The organism is Sphingomonas sp. AX6 (assembly GCF_902506605.1).
In the GTDB taxonomy this organism is placed as follows: Bacteria; Pseudomonadota; Alphaproteobacteria; order Sphingomonadales; family Sphingomonadaceae; genus Sphingomonas.
Genome location: NZ_LR733979.1, coordinates 2,584,093 through 2,608,101 on the forward strand (window position 1 = coordinate 2,584,093; position 24,009 = coordinate 2,608,101).

22 protein-coding genes and 1 tRNA gene are annotated in these 24,009 nt (G+C 63.0%); 15 read left to right on the forward strand and 8 right to left on the reverse strand.

Features of this window, described 5'->3' with window-relative positions; all coding sequences use genetic code 11:
- Positions 1-256: 256 nt before the first annotated feature.
- The 7 genes from ENHY17A_RS12455 to ENHY17A_RS12485 all read left to right on the forward strand — a co-directional run bounded on the left by ENHY17A_RS12455 (position 257) and on the right by ENHY17A_RS12485 (position 7,478).
- Positions 257-1,573, forward strand: a complete 1,317-nt coding sequence (locus ENHY17A_RS12455; protein ID WP_159713150.1) for an amidase family protein — start codon at positions 257-259, stop codon at positions 1,571-1,573.
- The gene (locus tag ENHY17A_RS12460) at positions 1,570-2,751 is read left to right on the forward strand and encodes an acyl-CoA dehydrogenase family protein (RefSeq protein WP_159713152.1); all 1,182 of its coding nucleotides are present in this window, start codon (positions 1,570-1,572) and stop codon (positions 2,749-2,751) included. Before ENHY17A_RS12455 ends, ENHY17A_RS12460 begins: the two co-directional genes overlap by 4 nt.
- 94 nt (positions 2,752-2,845) lie before the next feature.
- A complete protein-coding gene (locus ENHY17A_RS12465) occupies positions 2,846-3,973 on the forward strand; it encodes an acyl-CoA dehydrogenase family protein (protein WP_159713154.1) in 1,128 nt (375 codons plus the stop codon).
- A 34-nt stretch (positions 3,974-4,007) separates the two neighbouring features.
- On the forward strand, positions 4,008-4,901 hold the full coding sequence (locus tag ENHY17A_RS12470) for an acyl-CoA thioesterase (protein WP_159713156.1): 894 nt from the start codon (positions 4,008-4,010) through the stop codon (positions 4,899-4,901).
- Between the two features lie 108 nt (positions 4,902-5,009).
- Entirely contained in the window at positions 5,010-5,345 is a 336-nt protein-coding gene (locus ENHY17A_RS12475) for a DUF4174 domain-containing protein (protein WP_236547937.1), read from the forward strand.
- A gap of 80 nt (positions 5,346-5,425) precedes the next feature.
- Positions 5,426-6,595, forward strand: coding sequence for an acetyl-CoA C-acetyltransferase (locus ENHY17A_RS12480; protein ID WP_159713160.1), 1,170 nt, complete (start codon positions 5,426-5,428; stop codon positions 6,593-6,595).
- Between the two features lie 100 nt (positions 6,596-6,695).
- Positions 6,696-7,478, forward strand: coding sequence for an SDR family NAD(P)-dependent oxidoreductase (locus tag ENHY17A_RS12485; RefSeq protein ID WP_159713162.1), 783 nt, complete (start codon positions 6,696-6,698; stop codon positions 7,476-7,478).
- Between the two features lie 216 nt (positions 7,479-7,694).
- Here ENHY17A_RS12485 and ENHY17A_RS12490 read toward each other — a convergent pair whose 3' ends face one another.
- The 7 genes from ENHY17A_RS12490 to ENHY17A_RS12520 form a co-directional block, all read right to left on the reverse strand.
- The gene (locus ENHY17A_RS12490) at positions 7,695-9,713 is read right to left on the reverse strand and encodes an acetyl-CoA carboxylase biotin carboxylase subunit (RefSeq protein ID WP_159713164.1); all 2,019 of its coding nucleotides are present in this window, start codon (positions 9,711-9,713) and stop codon (positions 7,695-7,697) included.
- Positions 9,714-10,094 carry a lysozyme inhibitor LprI family protein gene (locus ENHY17A_RS12495; protein WP_236547938.1) on the reverse strand — a complete coding sequence of 127 codons (381 nt, stop codon included), beginning with the start codon at positions 10,092-10,094 and terminating at the stop codon, positions 9,714-9,716.
- Complete coding sequence (gene bioB / locus ENHY17A_RS12500; RefSeq protein WP_236547940.1) at positions 10,079-11,176, reverse strand: biotin synthase BioB; 1,098 nt, start codon at positions 11,174-11,176, stop codon at positions 10,079-10,081. The genes ENHY17A_RS12495 and bioB overlap by 16 nt, the downstream gene beginning before the upstream one ends.
- A complete protein-coding gene (gene scpA / locus ENHY17A_RS12505) occupies positions 11,173-13,314 on the reverse strand; it encodes a methylmalonyl-CoA mutase (RefSeq protein WP_159713166.1) in 2,142 nt (713 codons plus the stop codon). The genes bioB and scpA overlap by 4 nt, the downstream gene beginning before the upstream one ends.
- A gap of 104 nt (positions 13,315-13,418) precedes the next feature.
- Positions 13,419-14,204 (reverse strand): enoyl-CoA hydratase-related protein, encoded by a 786-nt coding sequence (locus ENHY17A_RS12510; protein WP_159713168.1) that lies wholly within the window; start codon positions 14,202-14,204, stop codon positions 13,419-13,421.
- A 159-nt stretch (positions 14,205-14,363) separates the two neighbouring features.
- Entirely contained in the window at positions 14,364-14,783 is a 420-nt protein-coding gene (mce, locus tag ENHY17A_RS12515) for a methylmalonyl-CoA epimerase (RefSeq protein ID WP_159713170.1), read from the reverse strand.
- Positions 14,784-14,988: 205 nt separating this feature from the next.
- The gene (locus ENHY17A_RS12520; RefSeq protein ID WP_159713172.1) at positions 14,989-16,515 is read right to left on the reverse strand and encodes an acyl-CoA carboxylase subunit beta; all 1,527 of its coding nucleotides are present in this window, start codon (positions 16,513-16,515) and stop codon (positions 14,989-14,991) included.
- Between the two features lie 140 nt (positions 16,516-16,655).
- Here ENHY17A_RS12520 and ENHY17A_RS12525 point away from each other — a divergent pair, with 140 nt between their 5' ends.
- Positions 16,656-17,417 carry a class II aldolase/adducin family protein gene (locus tag ENHY17A_RS12525; protein WP_159713174.1) on the forward strand — a complete coding sequence of 254 codons (762 nt, stop codon included), beginning with the start codon at positions 16,656-16,658 and terminating at the stop codon, positions 17,415-17,417.
- 184 nt (positions 17,418-17,601) lie between these two features.
- On the forward strand, positions 17,602-18,141 hold the full coding sequence (locus ENHY17A_RS12530) for a (2Fe-2S)-binding protein (RefSeq protein ID WP_159713176.1): 540 nt from the start codon (positions 17,602-17,604) through the stop codon (positions 18,139-18,141).
- A 126-nt stretch (positions 18,142-18,267) separates the two neighbouring features.
- Here ENHY17A_RS12530 and ENHY17A_RS14770 read toward each other — a convergent pair whose 3' ends face one another.
- Complete coding sequence (locus ENHY17A_RS14770; RefSeq protein WP_236547941.1) at positions 18,268-18,915, reverse strand: hypothetical protein; 648 nt, start codon at positions 18,913-18,915, stop codon at positions 18,268-18,270.
- A 54-nt stretch (positions 18,916-18,969) separates the two neighbouring features.
- On the opposite strand from ENHY17A_RS14770, the gene ENHY17A_RS14775 reads away from it, so the two are divergent.
- From ENHY17A_RS14775 to ENHY17A_RS14845, 6 genes are all read left to right on the forward strand, one after another.
- Positions 18,970-19,212, forward strand: a complete 243-nt coding sequence (locus ENHY17A_RS14775; protein ID WP_236547942.1) for an RcnB family protein — start codon at positions 18,970-18,972, stop codon at positions 19,210-19,212.
- Positions 19,213-19,302: 90 nt separating this feature from the next.
- Positions 19,303-19,980: a prolyl hydroxylase family protein gene (locus tag ENHY17A_RS12540; RefSeq protein WP_159713180.1), complete on the forward strand. Its 678-nt coding sequence runs from the start codon at positions 19,303-19,305 to the stop codon at positions 19,978-19,980.
- A 73-nt stretch (positions 19,981-20,053) separates the two neighbouring features.
- Entirely contained in the window at positions 20,054-21,820 is a 1,767-nt protein-coding gene (gene recJ / locus ENHY17A_RS12545) for a single-stranded-DNA-specific exonuclease RecJ (RefSeq protein WP_159713182.1), read from the forward strand.
- 69 nt (positions 21,821-21,889) lie between these two features.
- A tRNA-Glu gene (locus ENHY17A_RS12550) sits at positions 21,890-21,964 on the forward strand.
- A 21-nt stretch (positions 21,965-21,985) separates the two neighbouring features.
- On the forward strand, positions 21,986-23,884 hold the full coding sequence (locus tag ENHY17A_RS12555) for a site-specific integrase (protein WP_236547943.1): 1,899 nt from the start codon (positions 21,986-21,988) through the stop codon (positions 23,882-23,884).
- Positions 23,881-24,009, forward strand: a complete 129-nt coding sequence (locus ENHY17A_RS14845; protein ID WP_268893998.1) for a hypothetical protein — start codon at positions 23,881-23,883, stop codon at positions 24,007-24,009. Before ENHY17A_RS12555 ends, ENHY17A_RS14845 begins: the two co-directional genes overlap by 4 nt.

Genomic DNA, 24,009 nt, shown 5'->3' on the forward strand with positions numbered 1-24,009 from the left:
TCCGGGTGGCGCGCGCAGACTTTGCGGCTTGAGATCGCGGTTTTCGCTGGGATGACGGCAAGGGGGCGAGGCGGATGATCTTCGCGCCTTCCCTCCCTCCGTTCGTGCCGAGTAGAGGCCGAGTAGCGCTCGCAGAGCGCGTATCGAGGGCTCGTATCGAGATATCGGGTTGTTCGCGTGCTCCCTCGATACGCTACCTCGATACGCCGCTTCGCGGCTACTCCGCGGCTACTCGGGACAGACGGAATGGTGAGCCTTGACGCGACCGCTCACCGCCCTCGAAACCGCAGCCGCGATCCGCGCGGGCACGACCACCGCTCGCGCCGAAACCGACGCGGCGATCGCGCGTGTCGAACGGCTCGACGGCGCGATCAATGCGGTCGTCGTCCGCGATTTCGATCGCGCGCGTACCGCCGCAGATGCCGCCGACAAGCGCTCCGCGGCCGGCGACCTTGCGCCGCTGCTCGGCGTGCCGATGACGGTCAAGGAGGCATTCGACGTCGAAGGCCTTCCCACCCATTGGGGCTTCCGCGAACACGCAAACAACACCGCCACCAGTGACGCGCTCGCCGTGCAAAAACTGAAAGCCGCGGGGGCGATCATTCTGGGCAAAACCAACGTCCCCAAAGCGCTGGGCGACTGGCAATCGGTCAATTCGTTGCACGGCGTGACCAACCATCCGACCGACCCGACGCGCACCTGTGGCGGCAGTTCGGGCGGAGCGACGGCCGCGTTGGCGACGGGCATGGTGCCGTTGGAAATCGGCAGCGATATCGGCGGTTCGATCCGCATCCCCGCGCATTTCTGCGGCGTGTGGGGTCTGAAACCCACATGGGGCGCCATCTCGGCGCACGGCCACCGTTATCCAGGCAGCGACGGCGCGGACGAGGCGCTTGGTGTGATCGGCCCGATGGCGCGGTCGGGTGCGGATATTGCGCTGGTGCTGGACCTGCTCGCGACCCTCCCCATGCCGCGCAGCAATGCTGCACCAAAACGCGTGCTGGTGCTGACCGAGCATCCCGAAACCCGAACTGCTGCCGTGTGCGTCGATGCGGTCGAACGCGCTGCCGATGCGCTGGCGCGAATGGGCGTCGAAACCGTCCGCACCACGCCGCTCCTTCCCGATCTATCGCTGCAGCACACCGATTACGGACGGATGCTGAGCGTGAGTTTTGCGCGTATGAACCCGGATATGCACTGGTCGCTGCCCACCCTGCTCGACTGGTTCGCACTGCAGGACGCGCAGGCCCGAAACACGCGCCAATGGTCCGCATTGTTCGCCGAGTTCGACGCAGTGATCGCGCCGCCCGCCGCGACGCAGGCCTTTCCGCACGACCACGCGCCGCAAGCCAATCGGCGGATTTCGATCGATGGCGTGGACAGCCCATACGACTCCCATCTCGCCTGGGCGGGTCTGGCGACGTTTCCGGGGCTGCCCTCTACCTGCGTTCCGGTCGGCACGTTCGACGGACTTCCGGCAGGCATTCAAGTCATCTGCGACACCCACCGCGATCATCATTCGATTGCCATCGCCACCCTCATCCACAACGCCGTTCACGGAGCGACCTCATGATCGATCTCGACCAATTCCGCAGCGATACGCGCGCATGGCTTGAGGCGAACTGCCCGCCCGAAATGCGCGAACCCGTGCGCAGCGAAAAGGACGCCTGCTGGGGCGGGCGCAATCCCGATTTCCAGCCGGGGCAAAAGGAATGGATGGACTCGATGGCGTCGCGCGGCTGGACGGTGCCAGACTGGCCGACGGCCTACGGCGGCGGCGGGCTGTCGCCTGCGGAGACCAAGATTTTGCGCGAGGAAATGGCCGCGATCCGCGCGCGCAATCCCCTGAACAGCTTCGGCATTTCGATGCTTGGTCCGGCGCTGCTCAAATACGGGACCGAGGAACAGAAGCTCGAACACCTCCCCAAGATCGCGCGCGGAGAAATTCGCTGGTGCCAGGGCTATAGCGAACCCAATGCCGGGTCCGATCTTGCCAGCCTGGCGGCGTCGGCCGAGGATGCGGGCGATCACTATATCGTGAACGGGCAAAAGGTGTGGACCAGCTATGCTGACAAGGCCGACTGGATTTTCTGCCTGGTCCGTACGTCGAAAGAATCCAAGCAGGGAGGCATCAGCTTCGTCCTGTTCGACATGGCGAGCGACGGCGTCTCGACCAAGCCGATCCTGCTGATCTCGGGTTATTCGCCCTTCTGCGAAACCTTCATGGACAATGTGAAGGTGCCCAAGGCCAACCGCGTCCATGACGAGAATAAGGGCTGGGACGTCGCCAAATATCTACTTGGTCACGAACGGGAGATGATTTCCGGAATGGGGCTTGGCTCGACCGGCGGCAACCCGCTGATCGAGGGCGCGATCGCGACGATCGGGCTGAACGATCGCGGCGAGCTGGCCGATCCGTTGCTGCGCGCGAGCCTTGCGTTGTTCGAGGTGCGAAGCAAGGCCTTCACGGCCATGTCCGAGCGGTTCATCGATGAACTGAAAGCCGGACAAGCGCACCCCGCTCAGCCCAGCATGATGAAATATTATGGGACCGAACTGAATAAGACGCGCCACGAATTGGTGATGTCGGCGGGCGGGTCGGACGCGCTTGAATGGGAAAGCGAAGCCTCGGCGGGCGGTGCGAAACCGCGCGCGTGGTTGCGGACCAAGGCCAATTCGATCGAGGGCGGGACCAGCGAAGTCCAGCTCAACATCGTCGCCAAACGGATATTGGAATTGCCCGGCGCTTAGCAATGCCCGTGCTCCGGCGCAGGCCGGAGCGTTGGCGATACGCCGCGCCCCCTACCCAGCATTCCGGCCTTCGCCGGAATACGGAGTGTTTGAAATGCCTCTTTATCTGAACGACGAACAAGTCATGCTGCGCGATACGACGAAGGATTTCGTCGCCGAACACGCACCCGTCAGCCACCTGCGCAGCCTGCGCGATTCGAACGACGCCACCGGCTTTTCGCGCGACCTGTGGAAGCAATTTGCCGAGATGGGATTCACCGGCATCCTGATCGGTGAAGATCAGGGTGGGCTCGGGCTCGGCCATGTCGAGGCGGGCGTCGTGCTCGAGGAAATCGGCCGCAACCTGTCCCCCTCTCCGTTTCTCACCACCGCCGTCGCTGCGGTCGAGGCGCTGAAGGGCACCGCGCACGCCGACCGCTGGTTCCCCGGCATCGTCGCGGGCGACACCGTCGCAGCGCTCGCCATCGACGAGCGCGCCAAGCATGGCGACGCGATCGGAATGAAGGCCGAGCGATCGGGCAACGGGTTCCGCCTGTCGGGCGAGAAGCGCTTCGTGACACACGGGCATGTCGCGGACCTGCTGATCGTCGCCGCACGCACAGCGGGCGCGGACGACGAGGATACGGGCGTGACCCTGTTCGCGGTACCCAAGGATGCCAGCGGCCTCACCCATGAAGCCGAACGGCTCGCCGATTCCAGCCTTGCCGCGCGCAGCAAATTCGATGGCGTCGAAGTCGATGCCGATGCGGTGATCGGCGAGGTCGACAATGGCCGCGAAGTGCTCAACCGGCTGCTGTCGGCAGGACGCACCGGCGCATCCGCCGAGATGCTGGGTGTCGGCGGCGGCGCGATGGACATGACCACCGCCTATCTGAAAGAGCGCAAACAGTTCGGCATGCTGATCGGCAGTTTTCAGGCGCTCCAGCACCGTGCCGCACACCTCTATTCCGAAATGGAAGTCGCGCGTGCTGCAGTGATGAAGGCGCAGCAATTACTCGATGGTGGAAACACGCGGGCGGACGAAGCGGTGTCGGTGGCCAAGGCGATGACCGGGCTGGCAACGACGTTGGCGGTGCAGGAGGGCATCCAGATGCATGGCGGCATCGGAATGACCGACGAATATGACATCGGCTTCTACATGAAGCGCGCGCGCGTGCTGGCCGAGATGTTCGGCGACAGCAATTACCATGCCGACCGACTGGCGCGGGCGGCGGGCTATTGATCGGCGCGGTACGCACGGGCAAGCGGTTCCGATCATGACAGACATCATCAACCCTCGCGCCTCGACCCCGGAAGGCCAGGTCACCCAACTCATCGACCTGCTCGATGTGGAAATGATCGATACCGACCTGTTCCGGGGGGCCCGCCAGCCCGGCGGCGTCGGGCGCGTGTTCGGCGGACAGGTGATCGCGCAGGGACTGCAAGCCGCGCAGCGATCGGTCGATGACGACAAGGTCGCGCATTCGCTCCACGCCTATTTCATGCGGCCGGGGGATGAGAAGCACCCGATCATCTACCGCGTCGTGCGCGATTTCGACGGGCGCAGCTTCGCCAATCGCCGGGTTATCGCGATGCAGCAGGGCAAGCCGATCCTGAACATGACCGCGTCGTTTCAGGTGCCGGAAGAAGGGCTGCACCATCAGGACGCGATGCCCGACGTGCCGCCGCCCGAAGACCTGCAATCCGAATTCGAACTGCGCCAACAGATCGAGGATCAGGTGCCGGAGAGATTTCGCGACTTCTTCCTGCGCGCACGCCCCATCGAAATCCGTCCCGTCGCCCCGCGTAACTGGTTCCGCCCGGTAAAAGGCGAACCGCGTCAGGCAAGCTGGTTCAAGGTTGCGGCCCCCCTGCCCGACGATCCCGCGCTGCACCGCGCGGCGCTCGCCTATGCGTCGGACATGAGCCTGCTCGGCACGTCGATGATCGCGCACGGGGTCAGCTGGATGTCGCACAAGATGCAGTCCGCCAGCCTTGACCATGCGATCTGGCTGCACGAGCCGTTCCGCTTCGACGACTGGCTGCTCTATGCCTGCGACAGTCCCTGGGCGGGCCATGCGCGCGGGTTCAATCGCGGGCGCATTTACAGCCGCGACGGAAGGCTGGTGGCGAGTGCGGCGCAGGAAGGGCTGGTGCGACTAAAGGACTAAAGTCGCGGAGCTTTTTCGCGAGCGTGGCGTTTATGCTGCATGGTCGCTTCGCTCCTCCCCGCCGCGCTGGTTCTCGCCGCACCTCAGGCTTCCGCGCCTGTAGATGCAATGCGTTGGGAGGAACGCGTGCTGCTGGTTTTCGCGCCAAAAGAACGCAACGCCGCGCTGTCGAAACAGCGTAAGATTGTCGGTTCGGATGGCGACGGATTCCGCGACCGCCAGTTGCGCATCGTCGAAGTCGTCGGCGAAAGCGTATCGGGTGCCCGCGATTACGCGCCCCGGCTCCGTCAGCGCTATCGCATTGCCAATGACGAGTTTGCTGCGGTGCTCGTCGGCAAGGATGGTACGGTAAAGCTGCGTGCCAATCGCCCGATCGACACGACGCAGCTCTTCACCACCATCGACGCCATGCCGATGCGCCAGCGCGAGATGGCGGCGAACTAACCGCCATAAACTAACCGATTGAACCACGCGCGACTGACTGATAGCGTTTCAAAAAGAAACCGACATTCAGGAGAGCGCCGATGTCCACCGCCTATATCGTTCAGGCCGTCCGTACCGCAGGCGGCAAGCGCGGCGGCAGGCTGGCCGGGTGGCATCCTGCCGACATGGCGGGCGCGACATTGGACGCGATCGTCGATCGATCGGGGATCGATCCGGCGGCGATCGAAGACGTGATTATGGGATGTGTGAGCCAGGGCGGCGAGCAGGGGTTTCAGGTCGGGCGCGGCGCGGTTCTCGCTTCCAAACTTCCCGAAAGCGTGCCGGCCGTCACGATCGACCGTCAGTGTGGTTCTTCGCAACAGGCAATCCAGTTCGCCGCGCAGGCGGTGATGTCGGGCACTCAGGATGTCGTGATCGCAGCGGGCGTCGAAAGCATGACGCGCGTGCCGATGGGATCGACCGGCATGTTGTTCGCACAGGCGGGTCTGGGCAAGGCGAAGTCGCCGCGTCAGGAGGCACGCTATCCCGGCATTCAGTTCAGCCAGTTCATGGGCGCGGAGATGATCGCCAAGAAATTCGGCTTTTCCCGCGACCAGCTCGACGAGTATGCACTGGAAAGTCACAAGCGCGCGTCCGCCGCGACCGAACGCGGCGATTTCGATGACGAGATCGTGGCGCTGGAAATCGAAACGCCCGAGGGCTCCGAACTACACCGCCGCGACGAAGGCATTCGCCACGACGCTACCTTCGACGGCATTCATTCGGTTAAACTGCTGGCAGAGGGGGGCGTGATTTCCGCTGCCAACGCCAGCCAGATTTGCGACGGGGCCAGCGCAGTGCTGGTCGTCTGCGAAGCGGCGCTCAAGACGCACGGCCTGACGCCGATCGCCCGCATCCACAATCTGACCGTGACCGGCGGCGACCCGGTAGTGATGCTGGAGGAACCACTCTACGCTACCGATCGCGCATTGAAGCGCGCGGGGATGACGATTGATGAAATCGATCTGTACGAAGTCAACGAAGCCTTCGCCCCGGTGCCGCTGGCCTGGTTGCAGCATATCGGTGCCGATCCGGCTAGGCTGAACGTCAATGGCGGCGCGATCGCGCTCGGCCATCCGTTGGGTGCGAGCGGTACAAAGCTGATGGCGACGCTTGTCCACGCACTGGGCAAACGCGGCAAGAAATACGGATTGCAGACGATGTGCGAAGGCGGTGGGATTGCCAACGTAACCATCGTCGAGCGGCTTTGACACTGTCGTCATCCCAGCGAAAGCTGGGATATCAGGCCGCACGTTCCACCGCATGATATGCCAGCCTGCGCTGGCATGACGATAATTTCAGGAGAGCAGAATGAAACTCCAATCCACCATCGCCGCGGTCGTCACCGGCGGCGCTTCCGGCCTGGGTGCAGCCACCGCCCGCACGCTTGCTGCCAAGGGTGCAAAGGTTGCGATCTTCGACCTTCAACGCGAAAAGGGCGAAGCGGTAGCGTCAGAGATCGGCGGCGTGTTCTGCGAAGTGAACGTCACCTCGGACGAAAGCGTCGATGCTGGTTTCGCGAAAGCACGCGGAGCGCATGGACAGGAACGCGTACTGGTCAATTGCGCGGGCGTCGGCAACGCGATGAAGACGGCGTCGCGTTCGAAAGAGGACGGGTCGATCAAGCATTTCAATCTGGAGGCTTTCAACTGGGTCGTGCAGATCAATCTGGTCGGCACCTTCCGCTGCATCGCCAAATCGGCCGCCGGAATGCTGACGCTGGACGCGCTGGAAGACGGCGAGCGCGGCGCGATCGTTAACACCGCGAGCGTCGCGGCCCAGGACGGTCAGATCGGTCAGGCAGCCTATTCGGCGTCGAAGGGCGGGGTGCTGGGCATGACCCTGCCCATCGCCCGCGACCTGATGAGCGAAGGCATCCGCGTGAACACCATTCTGCCCGGCCTGTTCGAAACCCCGCTACTGATGGGCCTGCCTGAGCATGTTCGTGAGGCGCTGGGTGCGTCGGTGCCCTTCCCCAAACGACTGGGCAAGCCGAGTGAATATGCGCAACTGGCGACGACGATGATCGAATGCGGCTATTTCAACGGCGAAAGCGTGCGACTGGACGGCGCGATCCGCATGGCACCGCGATAGGCGCCGCGCTTCGCGGCGGTACGCATGCCCCGGCATCGGCGCCACCGTGGAGACTGACGGCATTTCTCAAGCTACATCGTCATTGCGAGCGTAGCGAAGCAATCCGTTCCGACGCCAATGGATTGCTTCGCTGCGCTCGCAACGACGTTGGGATAGGGTTCAGCGGACTCGCGTTTTTTCGAGTAACGGCGTTCGGCTGAAGCTAGGCGCAGTTGCTTACTCGAACTCCAGGATCGCCGCATCTACCGCCAAGCTGTCGCCCGGAGCATGATTGACCGCGCTGACCGTGCCCGCCTTTTCTGCGCGCAGGATGTTCTCCATCTTCATCGCCTCGACGACCGCCAGCGGCTGTCCCGCCTCGACCGTATCGCCGACACCGACATGGAGTTGCGTCAGCAGTCCCGGCATCGGGCACAGCAGCAGCTTCGACGTATCGGGCGGCACCTTCTCGATCATGTGGCGGGCAAGCGGCGCGATGTGGGCGGGCAGCACGCGTGCGGCATGGCTCGCACCCCGCGTCGTCAGCCTGAACCCGCCGCGCACGGGCGCGACGGTGATCGAAAGCACCGCGTCATCGACGGTCGCGGTCAACATGCCGGCTCCTGGCACGTAGTCGTGCCGCACCGTGACCGGCATGCCGTCGATCAGGATGGTGTCGAGCTGATCGCTCAAATCGGCGTCGAACACCGCGTCGCCCAGCGCGACTTGCCAGCGCAGCGGCGGCTCCACCCCGTTGCCCAACTGACCTTCGATCTCACCCGCACGCATCGCGGTTCGGCAAGCAAGCGTGGCGGCAACAGCCGCAAGGTTGCGCAGCAATTCCGGATCCGCAGGTGCGCCCTGAAAGCCTTCAGGATATTCCTCGGCGATGAAGCCTGTCGTGATCTCCCCCGACCGGAAGCGCGGGTGCTGCATCAGCGCGGACAGGAAGTCGACATTGTGGCCCAGCCCCTCGATCCGAAACCGGTCGAGCGCCTCGACCTGTGCGTCGATCGCCTCTTCACGCGTCGGTGCCCAGGTGATCAGCTTGGCGATCATCGGATCGTAGAACATGCTGACTTCGCCGCCCTCGCGCACGCCGTCGTCGACGCGGGTATAGGCGTCGGTCGCGGCGTCGCCATAGGGCGTGCCCTGCGCAGCGGGCGGCGCATAGCGTACCAGCCGTCCGGTGCTGGGCAGGAACCCGCGATACGGGTCTTCGGCATAGACGCGGTTCTCGACTGCCCAGCCGTTCAGCCTCACATCGTCCTGACCGAATGCCAGCGTCTCGCCCGCAGCCACCCGGATCATCTGTTCGACCAGATCGAGGCCGGTGATCGCCTCGGTCACCGGATGTTCGACCTGAAGCCGGGTGTTCATTTCGAGGAAATAGAACCCCTCCCCGCTCGTATCCGCGCCCGACACGATCAGCTCGACCGTACCTGCCGAATAATAGCCAACCGCGCGCGACAGCGCGACCGCCTGCTGGCCCATTCGTTTCCGCATTTCCGGCGTGACGAAGGGGGAAGGCGCTTCCTCCACAACCTTCTGATGCCGCCGCTGGATCGAGCATTCGCGCTCGCCCAGATAGACGATGTTGCCGTGCTGATCGCCCAGGATCTGGATTTCGATGTGTCGCGGGCTTTCGATGAACTTTTCGATGAACACGCGGTCATCGCCGAAGCTGGCGAGCCCCTCGCGCTTGGTCGCCTCAAACCCTTCGCGGACATCGGCTTCGCCCCAGGCAAGCCGCATCCCCTTGCCGCCGCCACCCGCCGACGCCTTCATCATCACCGGATAGCCGATGCCGTTCGCGATCTCGACCGCATGCTCGGTATCGCGAATCTCGCCGACGAAGCCGGGGACGACGTTGACGCCCGCTTGCTTGGCTAGCTTCTTGGATTCGATCTTGTCGCCCATCGCCGCAATGGCGTTCGGCGGCGGGCCGACGAACGCGATCCCCGCCTCCGCACACGCTTTGGCGAAACTCTCACGTTCGGACAGGAACCCGTATCCGGGATGGATGCAATCCGCCCCCGTCGCCTTCGCCGCCTCCAGGATCAACTCGGCCTTGAGATAGCTTTCCGCCGCCGGTGCCGGACCAAGCCGAACCGCCTCGTCTGCCATCAGCACATGCAGGCTGCGCGCATCGGCGTCCGAATAGACCGCGACCGTCGCGATCCCCATCCGCTTGGCCGTGCGGAACACGCGGCACGCAATCTCGCCGCGATTGGCGACCAGGATTTTCTTGAACACTCAGCGGCTCCGGATCAGGTTTTTGAGTTGGTCGGTACGCGCGTTGGTCAGCCGGGTTCGACACTGCGTCTGCACCATCGGCTGCATCGACCCACCCGCATATTGCCCGCCCTCGACCACGCATTGCGTATCGCGAAACTTGAGCCAGGCGCGCTGGCTTTCGAGCAGCGATCCTGCATAGCCGAAACCTCCGCCCCGCGAGGTATCCTGCGCGTCGCGCCGCTTCATCGCGGCATTGGTCACGCGCCACTGCGCGTTCATCACGGCATCCGCGCGCTGAAACTCCCGCCCTGCGCACCGCGTCATTTCAATTTGCGTGTTCGCGTTGGCGCAGTTCTGCGTCGGCACGGCGATCAGCATCAAGATTAGACTGGGCAGCATGAGCGTTCCTTTGTTGCCGGTTCCGCCGCCAGCGCCACGATCCCCAGCTTGGCAAACAGCGCCGCGTCCTTGTCGTCGCCCGCATTGCCAGTGGTCAGCAGCTTGTCGCCGGTGAAGATCGAGTTCGCGCCCGCCACGAAGCACAAGGCCTGCGTCGCATCGGACATGCTCTCCCGCCCCGCGCTCAGCCGGACCATGCTGCGCGGCATGGTGATGCGCGCTACCGCGACGGTGCGGACGAATTCGATGTCGTCGATCTTCGCCAGCGGCGTATCGGCAAGCATGTCGCCTAGCGGCGTGCCCTTCACCGGCACCAGAGCGTTGATCGGCACGCTTTCCGGCGGCGTCGGCAGGTTGGCGAGCGCATGGATGAAGCCGACGCGGTCGCCGCGCGTCTCGCCCATCCCGACGATCCCGCCCGAACACACGTTGATCCCCGCGCCCCGCACATTGTCCAACGTATCCAACCGGTCCTCGAACGTCCGCGTCGAGATAACATTGGCGTAATTCTCGGGCGAAGTGTCGATATTGTGGTTGTAGTAATCGAGCCCCGCATCGGCGAGCTGTCGCGCCTGATCGGGGGTCAGCATCCCCAGCGTCATGCAGGTTTCCATCCCCATCTGGCGCACGCCCTCCACCATCTGGACGATCGCGCCCATGTCGCGATCCTTGGGATTGCGCCACGCCGCACCCATGCAGAAGCGGGTCGAGCCGTTGTCCTTCGCCTGTGCCGCGGCCTGCAGCACCGCGCGGACATCCATCAACTTCGACGCCGTCAGGTCGGTGCCGTGCTTCGCCGACTGGTTGCAATAGCCGCAATCCTCGGGACAGCCGCCGGTCTTGATCGACAGGAGGGTCGAGCGCTGAACTTCGTTGGGGGCATGATGCGCGCGGTGGACCTCCGCCGCGCGGAACACGAGTTCGGTGAAGGGCAGGTCGAAGAGCGCGGCGATGTTTTCGCGCGACCATTGCTCTCCCTCATCGTACCCCCGCGCAGGCGAGGGTCCAGGGTCGCAAACGAGTCGCTCTTCGCCCTGGGCTCCCGCCTTCGCGGGAGCACGTTCCGAGAGTTGCATTGTCATTCCACCACTTCCTCCGCCGGTGCCATATTATGGCCGAGCAGCCGCAGCACGTCCGCCGCGCACTCCACCACATTCGATCCCGGTCCATAAATACCCTGAACGCCCGCGTCGCGCAGATAGTCATAGTCGCGCTGCGGGATCACGCCGCCCGCAATTACCTTGATATCGCCGCGCCCGGCCTCGCGCAGCTTTTCGATCAGGTCGGGGATCAGCGTCTTGTGACCCGCCGCCAGGCTCGACGCGCCGACCACATCGACCTCACTTTCGAGCGCCAGCACCACCGTCTCGTCGGGCGTCTGGAACAAAGGCCCCGACACCACATCGAAGCCCATGTCTCCGAATGCGGAAGCAATGACGTTCGCACCGCGGTCATGCCCGTCCTGTCCCATCTTGGCGACCAGCAGCTTGGGCTTGCGCCCCATGCGGCGTTCGACCGCCTGTACGCCTTCGACCACCTGACGCCAGCGCGCATCCCCGGCATAGGGTGCAGCATAGACGCCCTTTACCGGCGTCGGCTGGGTGCCGTAGCGGCCGAACACATCCTCCATCGCAGCGGAGATTTCGCCCAGCGTCGCGCGGGCGCGGGCAGCTTCGACGGCGAGCGCGAGCAAATTGCCCTCGCCCTTCGCCCCTTCACGCAACGCATCGAGCGCTGCCTGGCACGCCGCCTCGTCGCGCGACGCACGCACGCGCTCGATCCGCTCGATCTGGCCGCGCCGTACCTTGGCGTTGTCGACCTCCAGCGTGTCGATCGGGTCTTCGTTGGGCAGACGGTATTTATTCACCCCGACGATCACATCCTCCGCGCGGTCCACCCGCGCCTGACGTGCAGCGGCGGCTTCCTCGATCATCGCCTTGGGCCAGCCCGCCGCGACCGCTTTCGCCATGCCGCCTTCAGCCTCGACCCTCTCTATGATTTCCCAGGCCTGATCGACCAGTTGCTGGGTCAGGCTCTCGATATAGAAACTGCCGCCGAGCGGATCGACGACGTTGGTCATCCCCGTCTCTTCCTGCAACACGATCTGCGTGTTGCGCGCGATCCGCGCGGAGAAATCGGTGGGGAGCGCAATCGCCTCGTCCAGCGCATTGGTGTGCAGGCTTTGCGTGCCGCCCAGCATTGCCGCCATCGCCTCCACCGTGGTGCGGATCACGTTGTTGTAAGGGTCCTGCTCGGTCAGCGACACGCCCGATGTCTGGCAATGGGTGCGCAGCATTTTAGAGCGTTCGTCCTGCGCGCCCAATTGCGTCATCACCCGGTGCCACAGCACACGCGCGGCGCGCAGCTTGGCGATTTCCATGAAGAAGTTCATGCCGATGGCGAAGAAGAAGCTCAGGCGTCCTGCAAACTTGTCGATATCGAGACCCGAGGCGACGCCGTATTTCACATACTCCATGCCGTCGGCGATGGTGAAGGCAAGCTCCTGCACCTGCGTCGCCCCCGCCTCCTGCATGTGATAGCCGGAGATCGAGATGCTGTTGAACTTGGGCATCTCGCGCGACGTGTAGCCGAAGATGTCGGAGATGATCCGCATCGATGGTTCGGGCGGATAGATGTACGTGTTGCGGACCATGAACTCCTTCAGAATGTCGTTCTGAATGGTCCCGTCGAGCAGCTTGCGGTCGACCCCCTGCTCTTCCCCCGCAACGATGAAGAACGCCAGGATCGGGATCACCGCGCCGTTCATCGTCATCGACACGCTCATCTTGTCGAGCGGGATGCCGTCGAACAGGATCTTCATGTCCTCGACGCTGTCGATCGCCACACCCGCCTTGCCGACATCGCCGGTGACGCGCGGATGGTCACTGTCATAACCGCGGTGGGTGGCGAGATCGAAGGCGACCGAAAGCCCCTTCTGTCCGGCGGCCAGGTTGCGACGGTAGAAGGCATTCGATTCCTCGGCAGTAGAGAAACCGGCATATTGGCGGATGGTCCACGGCCGCCCCGCATACATCGATGCCTTCACCCCGCGCGTATACGGCGCGAAACCCGGCAGGCCGGGGTCGAGCTCGGCGACATCCTCGGCGGTGTAGAGCGGCTTGACGGTGATCCCTTCCGGCGTCTGCCAGTCAAGATCACGGCCCTTCACTTCCTTGTCCGCGAGCGCCTTCCAGTCGGCGGGGGTGGGTTTGTCGGTCATCTCTTTTCCTTCTCCCCTCCCACTTGCGGGAGGGGTCGGGGGAGGACTTGTCCATTCAAGCCACATCCCCTCCCCTAACCCCTCCCGCAAGCGGGAGGGGAATTTCAGTTGCCCTTAAACTCAGGCTTGCGCTTCTGGAGGAACGCCATGCCCCCCTCCATCGCGTCCGCAGTGCCGCGCATGTCGCGCTGGTTCTCCGCCTCGCGCGTCATCGCATCGGCATAGCTCAGCTCAAGCGCATCGTGCAGCCCGCGTCGCATCGCCCCCAGCGCCCGCGTCGGCCCCGCTGCCAGCCGCTCGGCCAGCGCAAAGCTTTCCGCGTCCAGTGCATCGTCGGCAACGACCTTGTGGATCATGCCCCAGTCCAGCGCCTTGGCCGCGGGCACCCGCTCGCCCAGCAGCATCATCTCGGCCGCGCGAGCACGGCCGATCAGCCGCGGCAACATCCAGCTTGCCCCGCCATCAGGGATCAGCCCGATATTGACGAAGGCCTGAAGGAAATAAGCGGTCTCGCTCGCGACACAGAAATCGGCGGCCAGCGCCAGGCTACACCCGATCCCCGCCGCAGGTCCGCGCACTGCGCTCACCACTGGCACGTCCAGCGCGGCAATCGCCAGCATCGTGCGGTTGTAATGCTCGATCAGCGCAGCGAACGTCGTCTCGCCCGGATTGTCCATTCCCAGCGCCCCGCCCGCAACGTCCGCACCCGAACAGAAAGCCCTGCCCGCACCCGCGAACAACACTGCGCGCGCGCCATCCAGAGTGGCGATCGCGTCGCGGATTTCGTCGAACAGCGCAGGCGGCGCAGCGTTCAGCCGGTCGGGCCGGTTGAGCGTGACCACCAGCACATCGCCGCGCCGTTCGGTCAGGATATGTTCGTAACTGGCCATTTGTTTGTTTCCCAATCTTCACACCCCAAACCGTTTGTCCTGAGTAGCCGCTGAGCGAAGCCGAAGCGGCATATCGAAGGATCGTCGTCTGCCGCTATGCTTCGATACGAGCCTTCGACTGCGCTCAGCCTCTACTCAGCACAAACGGTGTTTCGGTGCTCAATGCCCGTCCTTGGGCGTCTCCATAATCTCGGTCAGCACCCCGCCCATGTCCTTGGGATGAACGAAGAAGATCGGCGTCCCGTGCGCGCCGATCCGCGGCTCGCCCAGCACCCGCGCGCCCTTCGCCTCGAACCACGCCTTGGCTTCATGGATGTCGGGCACTTCGTAGCAAAGATGATGCTGCCCCCCATTCGGGTTCTTCGCGAGGAAGCCGTGGATCGGCGATTCCGCGCCCAGCGGCTCGATCAACTCGATTTGCGTGTTGGGGGTATCGACGAAGCACACCCTCACCTCCTGCGCGGACAGGTCGAAGGGTTCATGGATGACGCTCGCGCCCATCACGTCGCGGTAGAAGGCGACCGACGTTTCGATCGAAGGCGTGGCGACGCCGATATGGTTGAGGCGGCCGAGTTTCATACCATGTCCAACATCAGGAGTAGTCCTCCAACAAGCAACAACGGTGCGCCAAACAGGCTGATTCCGAACGTCACCCGGAAACGCTTTGGAGCGACAGATCGATCAATCTTGCCCCACCGCCCGAACACGTACCCGCAGCGTAGAGCGAGCCAGACATTCCACGAGAGCACAATGGCAAGGACAATCCATAACGCCCCGACCAACATCACAACGGAATATTGTCATGCTTCTTCCACGGGTTCTCAAGCTGCTTGCCCCGCAGCTTCCTTAACCCCAGCGCCACGCGCCGCCGCGTGGAATGCGGCATGATCACCTCGTCGATGAATCCCTTCGCCGCCGCCACAAAAGGGTTGGCAAAGCGCGCTTCATATTCCGCGGTCCGCTCGGCGATCTCCTCCGGCGTACGGCCGCGGAAGATGATTTCCACCGCGCCCTTCGCGCCCATCACTGCGATCTCGGCGGTCGGCCAGGCATAGTTCAGATCGCCGCGCAGATGCTTCGACGCCATCACGTCATACGCGCCGCCATAGGCCTTGCGGGTGATGACCGTGATCTTGGGCACCGTCGCTTCGGCATAGGCGAACAGCAGCTTGGCACCATGCTTGATGATCCCCGAATGCTCCTGGCCGACGCCGGGCAGGAAACCGGGCACATCGACGAAGGTCACGATCGGAATGTCGAACGCGTCGCAGAAGCGGACGAAGCGCGCAGCCTTTTTCGAAGAATTGATGTCCAGGCATCCGGCCAGCACCATCGGCTGGTTGGCGACGATGCCGACGCTACGCCCTTCGATCCGGCCAAACCCGATGATGATGTTGCCCGCATGCGCCGGTTGCAGCTCAAAAAAATCGCCCTCGTCCACGACTTTGCGGATCAGCTCGTGCATGTCGTAGGGCTGATTGGCGCTGGGCGGAATCAGCGTGTCGAGGCTGTCCTCAATGCGATCCCAAGGATCGTCGGTCGGACGCTCGGGCACCGCGTCGCGGTTGGACGCGGGCAGGAAATCGAAGAAATCGCGCGCGGCGAGTAGCGCTTCGATGTCGTTCTCGAACGCGACGTCGGCGACCGACGATTTGGTGGTGTGCGTCACCGCGCCGCCCAGTTCCTCCTGGGTCACGACCTCGTTGGTCACCGTCTTCACCACATCGGGGCCGGTGACGAACATGTAACTCGAATCCTTCACCATGAAGATGAAGTCGGTCATCGCCGGGGAATAGACCGCTCCCCCCGCGCACGGCCCCATGATGACGCTGATCTGCGGCACCACGCCCGATGCCAGCACGTTGCGCTGGAACACCTCGGCATAGCCGCCCAGCGACGCGACGCCCTCCTGAATCCGTGCGCCGCCGCTATCGTTCATGCCGATCACGGGCGCGCCGACCTTCATCGCCATGTCCATGATCTTGCAGATCTTCTGAGCATGCCGCTCGGACAGCGATCCGCCGAATACGGTAAAGTCCTGGCTGAACACGAACACCAGACGCCCGTTGATCGTGCCCGAACCGGTGACCACCCCGTCGCCGGGGATCACCTGATCCTGCATCCCGAAATCGACGCAGTTATGCTCGACATACATGTCGAGCTCTTCGAACGATCCCTCATCCAGCAGCACCTCGACCCGCTCGCGTGCGGTCAGCTTGCCCTTGGCGTGCTGCGCGTCGATGCGCTTTTGCCCGCCACCCAGCTTGGCACCGGCGCGCTTGCGTTCGAGTTCCTGAATCGTTGACGACATCGCCCTCGCCTTACTTTCGTTCATGTTTTGGGATTCTCCCTGAAGGGCCGTGCGCGCCGGATCAACCTCAAAGTTAGACGGGGGTGACGTCTGGGTGGCGGCGTGGCATACTCGTTTCACGAAAATATCGGAGAGACGCCGTGGCCACCGCCTTCAAACCCGACACCCGGATTTCGGACGCCGAACACGAAGCGCGCCAGCAGCTCGCCGCCTGCTACCGCGTGTTCGATCATCTCGGCTGGTCGGAAATGATCTACAACCACATTACGCTGAAGATCCCCGGCGAGGACGGCGCGTTCCTGATCAACCCGTTTGGCTTGCACTTCAGCGAGGTGAAGGCGTCGAACCTGGTCAAGATCGACATCGACGGCAACAAGCTCGACGACAGCCCCTACCCCGTCAATCGCGCCGGGTTCGTCCAGCACGCGCTGTTCCACCGGCATCTGCCCGACGCGCATTGCATCATGCACACGCACACCACGGCAGGGATGGCGGTGAGTTCGGTCGAAGGCGGATTGCGACCCACCAATTTCTACGCCTGCAATTTCGCAGGGCAAATCGCCTATCACGATTTCGAAGGCGTGACGGTGCGCGACGAGGAAGGCGAGCGGCTGCTGGCCAATTTGGGCAATAAACGCGTCATGCTGCTTCGCAACCACGGCATATTGGTGATGGGTAAGACGCTGCCCGAGGCGTTCATCAAGCACTGGTCGCTGCAACGCGCCTGCGAGATCCAGGTCGCGACATTGGGCATGGGCGAACCGTTGATGGTCGCGGACGAGGTCGTCGCGGTCCACCAGCGTGACCTCCACATGGCGCAGGTGCCGGGCGGGCCGGGTGCGGCCGACTTCGCAGCGATGGTGCGGCTGGTCGATCGCAAGGACAAAAGCTGGCGGGAGTAACGCCTGCCTTCGCTTCCCTTTACGTCATCCCAGCGAAAGCTGGGATGTTAGGCAATGAAGCGATCCGGCGTCGTTCTCTTACTGCTTGATGCCCCAGCTTTCGCTGGGGCGACGGACATTGGGAGGGGATGGGCAGCGATACGTTACCATTTCCCAAATCCCCCCAGCCCGCTAAGCCACGCAAATGCCGCGCCTGACCGTCAACAACCAGCCCGTCGAATATCTCATGCCCGCGGAGACTCCGCTGCTCTGGGCGCTGCGCGACGCGTCCAACCTGACCGGCACCAAATATGCGTGCGGCAACGGCGATTGCGGCGCGTGTATCGTCGATGTCGATGGGCAGGCCGTCAAAAGCTGCCGCTTCACGCTTGAGGCTGCCGAGGGCACCTTCGTCACCACGATCGAGGGGCTTTCGCGCGACCGCACCCATCCGATGCAACAGGCATTGCTCGCCTCCAACGTCGTCCAGTGCGGTTTCTGCATTCCCGGCATCGTCATGAACATGGCGGTGCTGATGAAGCGGAACCCCCGTCCCGCGCAGGAGGAAATCGAGCGCGTCGTTACCAATATCTGTCGCTGCGGCATCTATCCTCGGCTGGCAGAAGCAATTCAGCAGGCAATCCGCATTTCGGCGGGCGACGAGACGGTTGCCCCCGCCCCCCGCCCCGGCATCGAGCCAGAGGAAGCCGCGCGCGACGTCCCCGCGCTCGTTGTTCCCCGGTAACGATTCCTTTCAATTGGCTGACAGGCGAGTTCAGCCAGCGATCACTCGACTCAGCGTAGAAAGGCTTCATCCTAAGGGCCGGCTCGATGCGCCGGTGAGCGGAGAGAAGGCAAAATGAGAAAGTCCCTATTGATCGCGCTGATCGGCGCGACCGCACTGGTCCCCGCCGCCGCACTGGCGCAGGATCGTGGCGAACGCGGCAATCGCGGCCCGCGTGCCGAACAGGTGCAGCAACGCCAGCAGGCGCGTCAGGCCCGACAAGCACAGCGCCAGGCCGCCCCTGCACGTCAGGCCAATCCAGCCCGCCAGGCTCGCCAAGCCGAGCGTCAGGCCAATCCTGTGCGCCAGGCACGCCAGGCCGAACGTCGGGCGAACCCGGCGGTCGTTCAGCAACGCCAGCAGGTCCGTCAACAGCGGCAGGCGCAACGCGTCGAACGTCGCGAAACGCGTCCGGCTGCAGTCGCTAATCAGAACCGCCAGAACTGGCGCGGGAACGCGCAACCGCCGCGTCAGGAATTCCGTCAGGAACGCCGCGAAGATCGCCGCGATTTCCGCCAAGAACTGCGCGGCGACCGGAGCGAACTGCGCAACGACCGCCGCGACAATCGTCAGGATTTCCGTCAGGGCGAAATCAACCGTCGCGAATTTCGGCAGGAACGCCGTGAAGATACGCGCGATTTCCGGCAGGATCGTCGCGGCGATCGTCAGGACTTCCGCCAGGATCGCCGCGGCGACCGGCAGGATTTCGGGCAAGACCGGCGCTGGGATCGCCAATGGCGTCAGAGCAACCGGTATAACTGGCGCAACCATCGCCAGATAAACCGCAACGTGTATCGCCTGCCGCGTTATTACGCCCCGCGTAACTATCGCTATGGCTATCAGCGCTTCTCGATCGGGATCACGCTGGGGTCGATGCTGTTCGCGAACCAATATTGGATCAACGATCCCTACACCTATCGCCTGCCCGAGGCGTACTACCCGTATCAGTGGGTGCGCTATTACAACGACGCGCTGCTGATCGATACGCGATCGGGCATGGTGGTCGACGTCGAACACGATATCTTCTGGTAGGCCAGGGAAACGATCGTCACGGGGAGGGGCTCGGCAGCGAAAGCTGTCGGGCCTCTTGCTTTTCATGGCGAGCGCGACATTTTGCACGCCATGACCAAGTGGAAGGATCAAAGCGGCCCCCCGTCGCCGCTGCGCGCGAAATTCGGCAAGACCGGCGTCGAACGGCTGGAGGGGCATCCCGCCGCCAAACGTGCGAAAGTCGACGGCGCGGATATTTTCTATATCCCCGAATTCCTGACCAAGCCAGAATGCCGGATGCTGATCGCCAGCATCGACGCTAGCTGCCGCCGCTCGACGCTGCTCACCGATTCTCCCGATCCCGATTTCCGCACCAGCGATTCGAGCGATCTCGATCGTTGGGATCCCAAAATTCGCGCGATCGATGAAAAGGTCGCGCATCTGCTCGGCATCCCGCTTGAACATGGCGAGACGTTGCAAGGCCAGCGCTACAGACCGGGGCAGCAGTTCCGCGCGCATCATGATTATTTCCACGAGGATCAGGGCTATTGGGCGCGGATGCTCGCGGAGGGCGGCCAGCGCACCTGGACGGCGATGATCTTTCTGAACGAAGTGGAACAGGGCGGCGCGACCTGGTTTCCGCAAGCGGGCATTCGGATGAAGCCCAAGCCCGGCCTGCTGCTCGCCTGGAACAACATGCGGCCGGATGGATCGGCAAACCCCAACACGCTGCATGAGGGGATGGCCGTGGTCGCGGGCACCAAATATATCGTGACGAAGTGGTTCCGCGAAGGGCCGTGGCTGCGGTGATTCCGTAAAACTCCTCCCCCAGCGGGGGAGGAATTATGGAGACACCCCCAGCGCACCCGCTACAAGCTGCCCCATGTCCCGCCTCGTCCTCAACATCGAACGCTCCATTCTCGGCCAGCCCTGGCACTGGCGTGGCCTCGCGGCGGACGCGCGCGATCCGGGTTTCGCCCCCGACGACCTCATCACTCAATTGCTGCTGACCCGTGGTTGTTCGCGCGAAGACCTTGACGCGCACCGCACGCCAACCATCCGCGGCTTCATGCCCGACCCCTCGATCTTCCGCGACATGGACCGCGCCGCCGAGCGTCTCGCCGATGCAGTGGCGGCTGGTGAGAAGATCGTCGTGTTCGGTGATTACGATGTCGACGGCGCGACCTCCGCCGCATTGCTCATCCTGTTGATACGCCAGCTCGGCCACGACGCCAGCCCCTATATCCCCGACCGGCTGATGGAGGGCTATGGCCCCTCGGGCGAGGCAATGGTCAGGCTCAAACGCGACGGGGCCGACCTGATCGTCACCGTCGATTGCGGCGCGCAGGCGTTTCAGGCGCTCGACATGGCGGCAGCCGCCAATGCCGACGTGATCGTCGTCGATCACCACAAATGCGCCGCCGAACTTCCCAAGGCACTGGCGCTGGTCAACCCGAACCGCCTGGACGAAGGCGAAGGCGCGGCACACGGTCATCTGGCCGCGGTCGGGGTCGCGTTCCTTCTCGGCGCGGCGCTGGTCCGCCTGCTGCGCACGCGTGGCTGGTTCGCGACGCGGGCCGAACCAAAGCTGATCGACCTGCTAGACATCGTCGCATTGGGCACCGTCGCCGACGTCGCCCAACTCCGCGGCCTGAACCGTGCGTTCGTGGCGCAGGGGCTGAAGGTGATGGCGCAGCGCCGTAACATCGGCATGAACGCGCTGATCCAGGCATCGCGGCTGACCCGCGCGCCGACCTGCACCGACCTTGGCTTTGCGCTTGGCCCGCGGATCAACGCGGGTGGACGCGTCGGCAAGTCCGATCTCGGCGTGCGGCTGCTCACCACCACCGACCCGCAGGAAGCACGCGACATCGCCGAGGAACTCGACCGGTTGAACGAAGAACGCCGTGCGATCGAGGCTGAGGTTCAGGCCAGCGCCGAATTGATCGCGGCGCAAACCGGCAACCGCGCAGTGGCCGTAATCGCAGGCGAAGGCTGGCACCCCGGCGTCATCGGCATCGTCGCCGGGCGGCTGAAGGAAAAACTCGGTCGTCCCGCCATCGTCATCGCGATCGACGAGGCCGGCATAGGCAAGGGATCTGGCAGATCGATCAGCGGTGTCGATCTTGGGCAAGCCGTATTGTCGGCCAAGGAACACGGCCTGCTGGTCGCAGGCGGCGGGCACGCGATGGCGGCCGGTCTGACCATCCATACCGACCAGATCGAAGCCTTCACTGCCTTTCTCGACGAACGGCTTGCCGAAGGGGTCGCCAAATCGATGGAAGGACGCGCGCTTCTGCTCGACGCGGTACTGGCACCCGGCGGGGTCAACCCGCTGCTGGTCGAATCGCTGGAAGCCGGAGGCCCCTACGGCATGGGCTGGCCCGCGCCGCGCGTCGCCGCAGGCCCCGTTCGCATCCTCAAGGCTGATGTCGTCGGCAATGGCCATGTCCGCGCGATCGTGGTCGGAGAGGACGGCCGCAGCCTGAAAGCCGTCGCGTTCCGCCAGGCCGAAACCGATCTCGGCATGGCGCTGCTCGGTGCGCCCAAACACCGTCGCCTGTGGCTCGCAGGCCGTGCGAAAATCGATGATTGGGGCAGCCGTCCAGCCGCCGAATTGCACATCGACGACGCGGCGTGGGCAGATTGACCGCAATTGACGCAAAAACCCGGTTGACCGCCGCGCGCGCTTTGCCTAGTTGCACCGCCACGCCTTCATGGCCCCTTCGTCTAGCGGTTAGGACGCGGCCCTTTCACGGCTGAAACACGGGTTCGATTCCCGTAGGGGTCACCATCCGCCCTCGATGGCGCGGAATTGCGTGATTTGGCCGTTCTTTACTTCTTCGCTGGTACAGCAAGCTGGTACAGCGAGGAAGATATGGCCGAAATGGCAAAGCCATGGAAACATCCCCAAACGGGCGTCTATTATTTGCGGCGGCAGATTCCAACCGCCATCCGGGAAGCCTTCGATCACCGATCGCTCCATAAGGCGTCGCTTGGTACGAAAGATCTTCGTCAGGCGACGGTTCTGTTTCTGCAGGCCAACGCAGACCTCGAGAACAAGTTTGAAGAGGCGCGGGACCGTCTTCGTCGAACGGGGAGCGCAGGTCGCTCCTCGCGCGATCGCGCGGACGAGATAGTCAGCAGCTATTTCCTTGGACCACCTCTCTCAGAGGGCGGTGTGGCCGGACCGGACAGACTGATGCTAGCTCGAACCGAGATCGACCGAGGCCTGTGGAATCAAACCGAGCATGGCTGCGCGACCCCCGGCCCCGCCTCCGCTGACGACTGGTGGTTGTTATCGAACAATGCGGCGACATACCGCGCATATCCAGGCGTTTCGCGTTTGGTTGCAGGACACCCTATCGGCGCCATCTGGCAGTTTGATGATACGAAGTTTCGCGATGAGAACGCGCGCATCACTCAAGTCGAACGAGTGGTCGAACAGATTGCTCGCTACCAGGGTTGTGAAGTCTCTGATCTACCTGATCAGATCGTCTCCGCGACAAAAGAGTTTTTGAACAAATTACCAGTGGGCACGGTCCAGAATCGAAAGCAGCGCGAAACGCCGCGTCGAGATCGACCCGACCTTCGGCTCTTGGAACTCTTTGAAGAATGGCAAACGAAACGCAAACCGAGCCTGCAAACTGCAAGCGAGTATCGTCAATCTGTAAACGCCTTCATTGATTTCATCGGCGACATCCCCGTCAATGAGATCAACAATGACGACGTATTGAACTTTCGGGATGCGGTCGCGTCGTTACCATCCCGAATGTCAAAGGCGGAGCGCAAACTTCCGTTCACGGAAAGACTGGCTGCTGCCAAGGATTCAAAGTTTGTCGAAGTCCCGCGGGTGAAACCCACAACCGTCAAGAAGCAAGTCGGAGCAATCCAAGCCTTGCTAAATCTCGCCTTTCAGCAACGCTGGGTGAAACAGAATGTAGGTCAGGGCATAGCCATTTGCGACTACGCAAAATTTTCTCAAGGTGATCGGCTGACATTCAACGACGAGCAATTGAAAAGTCTATTTGCGCTAGAGTTGTTCCTCAGGCCCGTCACATGGAAGTGGCATCTTAAGACCACGCACTGCACGCTGTACTGGATTTTTCTGATCAGCCTGACCACTGGGGCTAGGCTAGAGGAGATCGGTCAGGCGCTATTGCGGGATGTAAAAGACACACATCGTTTTCCATACATCGACATCGACGACTATGTCAGTGATGAGGATGGTGATGCCACCAAATCGATCAAGACAGCAGGCTCGCGCCGCGTTATTCCTATCCACGATAAGCTTATCGCGTTGGGCTTCGCCGACTATTGTGAGGCACTAAGATCAAGCGGGCAAACGAAGGTGTTTCCTGACTTAAGTACGAATTCGCTGAGCAAGCACACGCACGATGTGTCCCGCAGAGCAAACCAGTTAATCGATCACGCCGTCTCGCGAGACAGCCGAGTGGTATTTCACAGCTTCAGGCACACGTTTAAAGATTACGCGCGCGAAGCAGAGCTCGAGGATTGGGTTATCGACCAGATTTGCGGGCACGCACCGACGACCGTCGGCGGCAAATACGGCCGCGGTGTTCGCGTCCCCAAGCTACACGAACTTTTGCATCGGATCGATTGGTCTTTTCTAGCTTGGGAGACGCTCAATATCGCTGCGGAATCGATCGATTGGAAGATGGTTTCCAGTCAACATAACAAGAGGGAAAAATGACAAAAGAATATGATCCACAAAATTTCGAGCGCTTCAGCAAAGAACGTGATGAGGAGATCCGGGGAATTCATACCGAGCTTGAGAAAATCATGTCGAGCACAGATTACAACAAAAAAAGCGTTTGA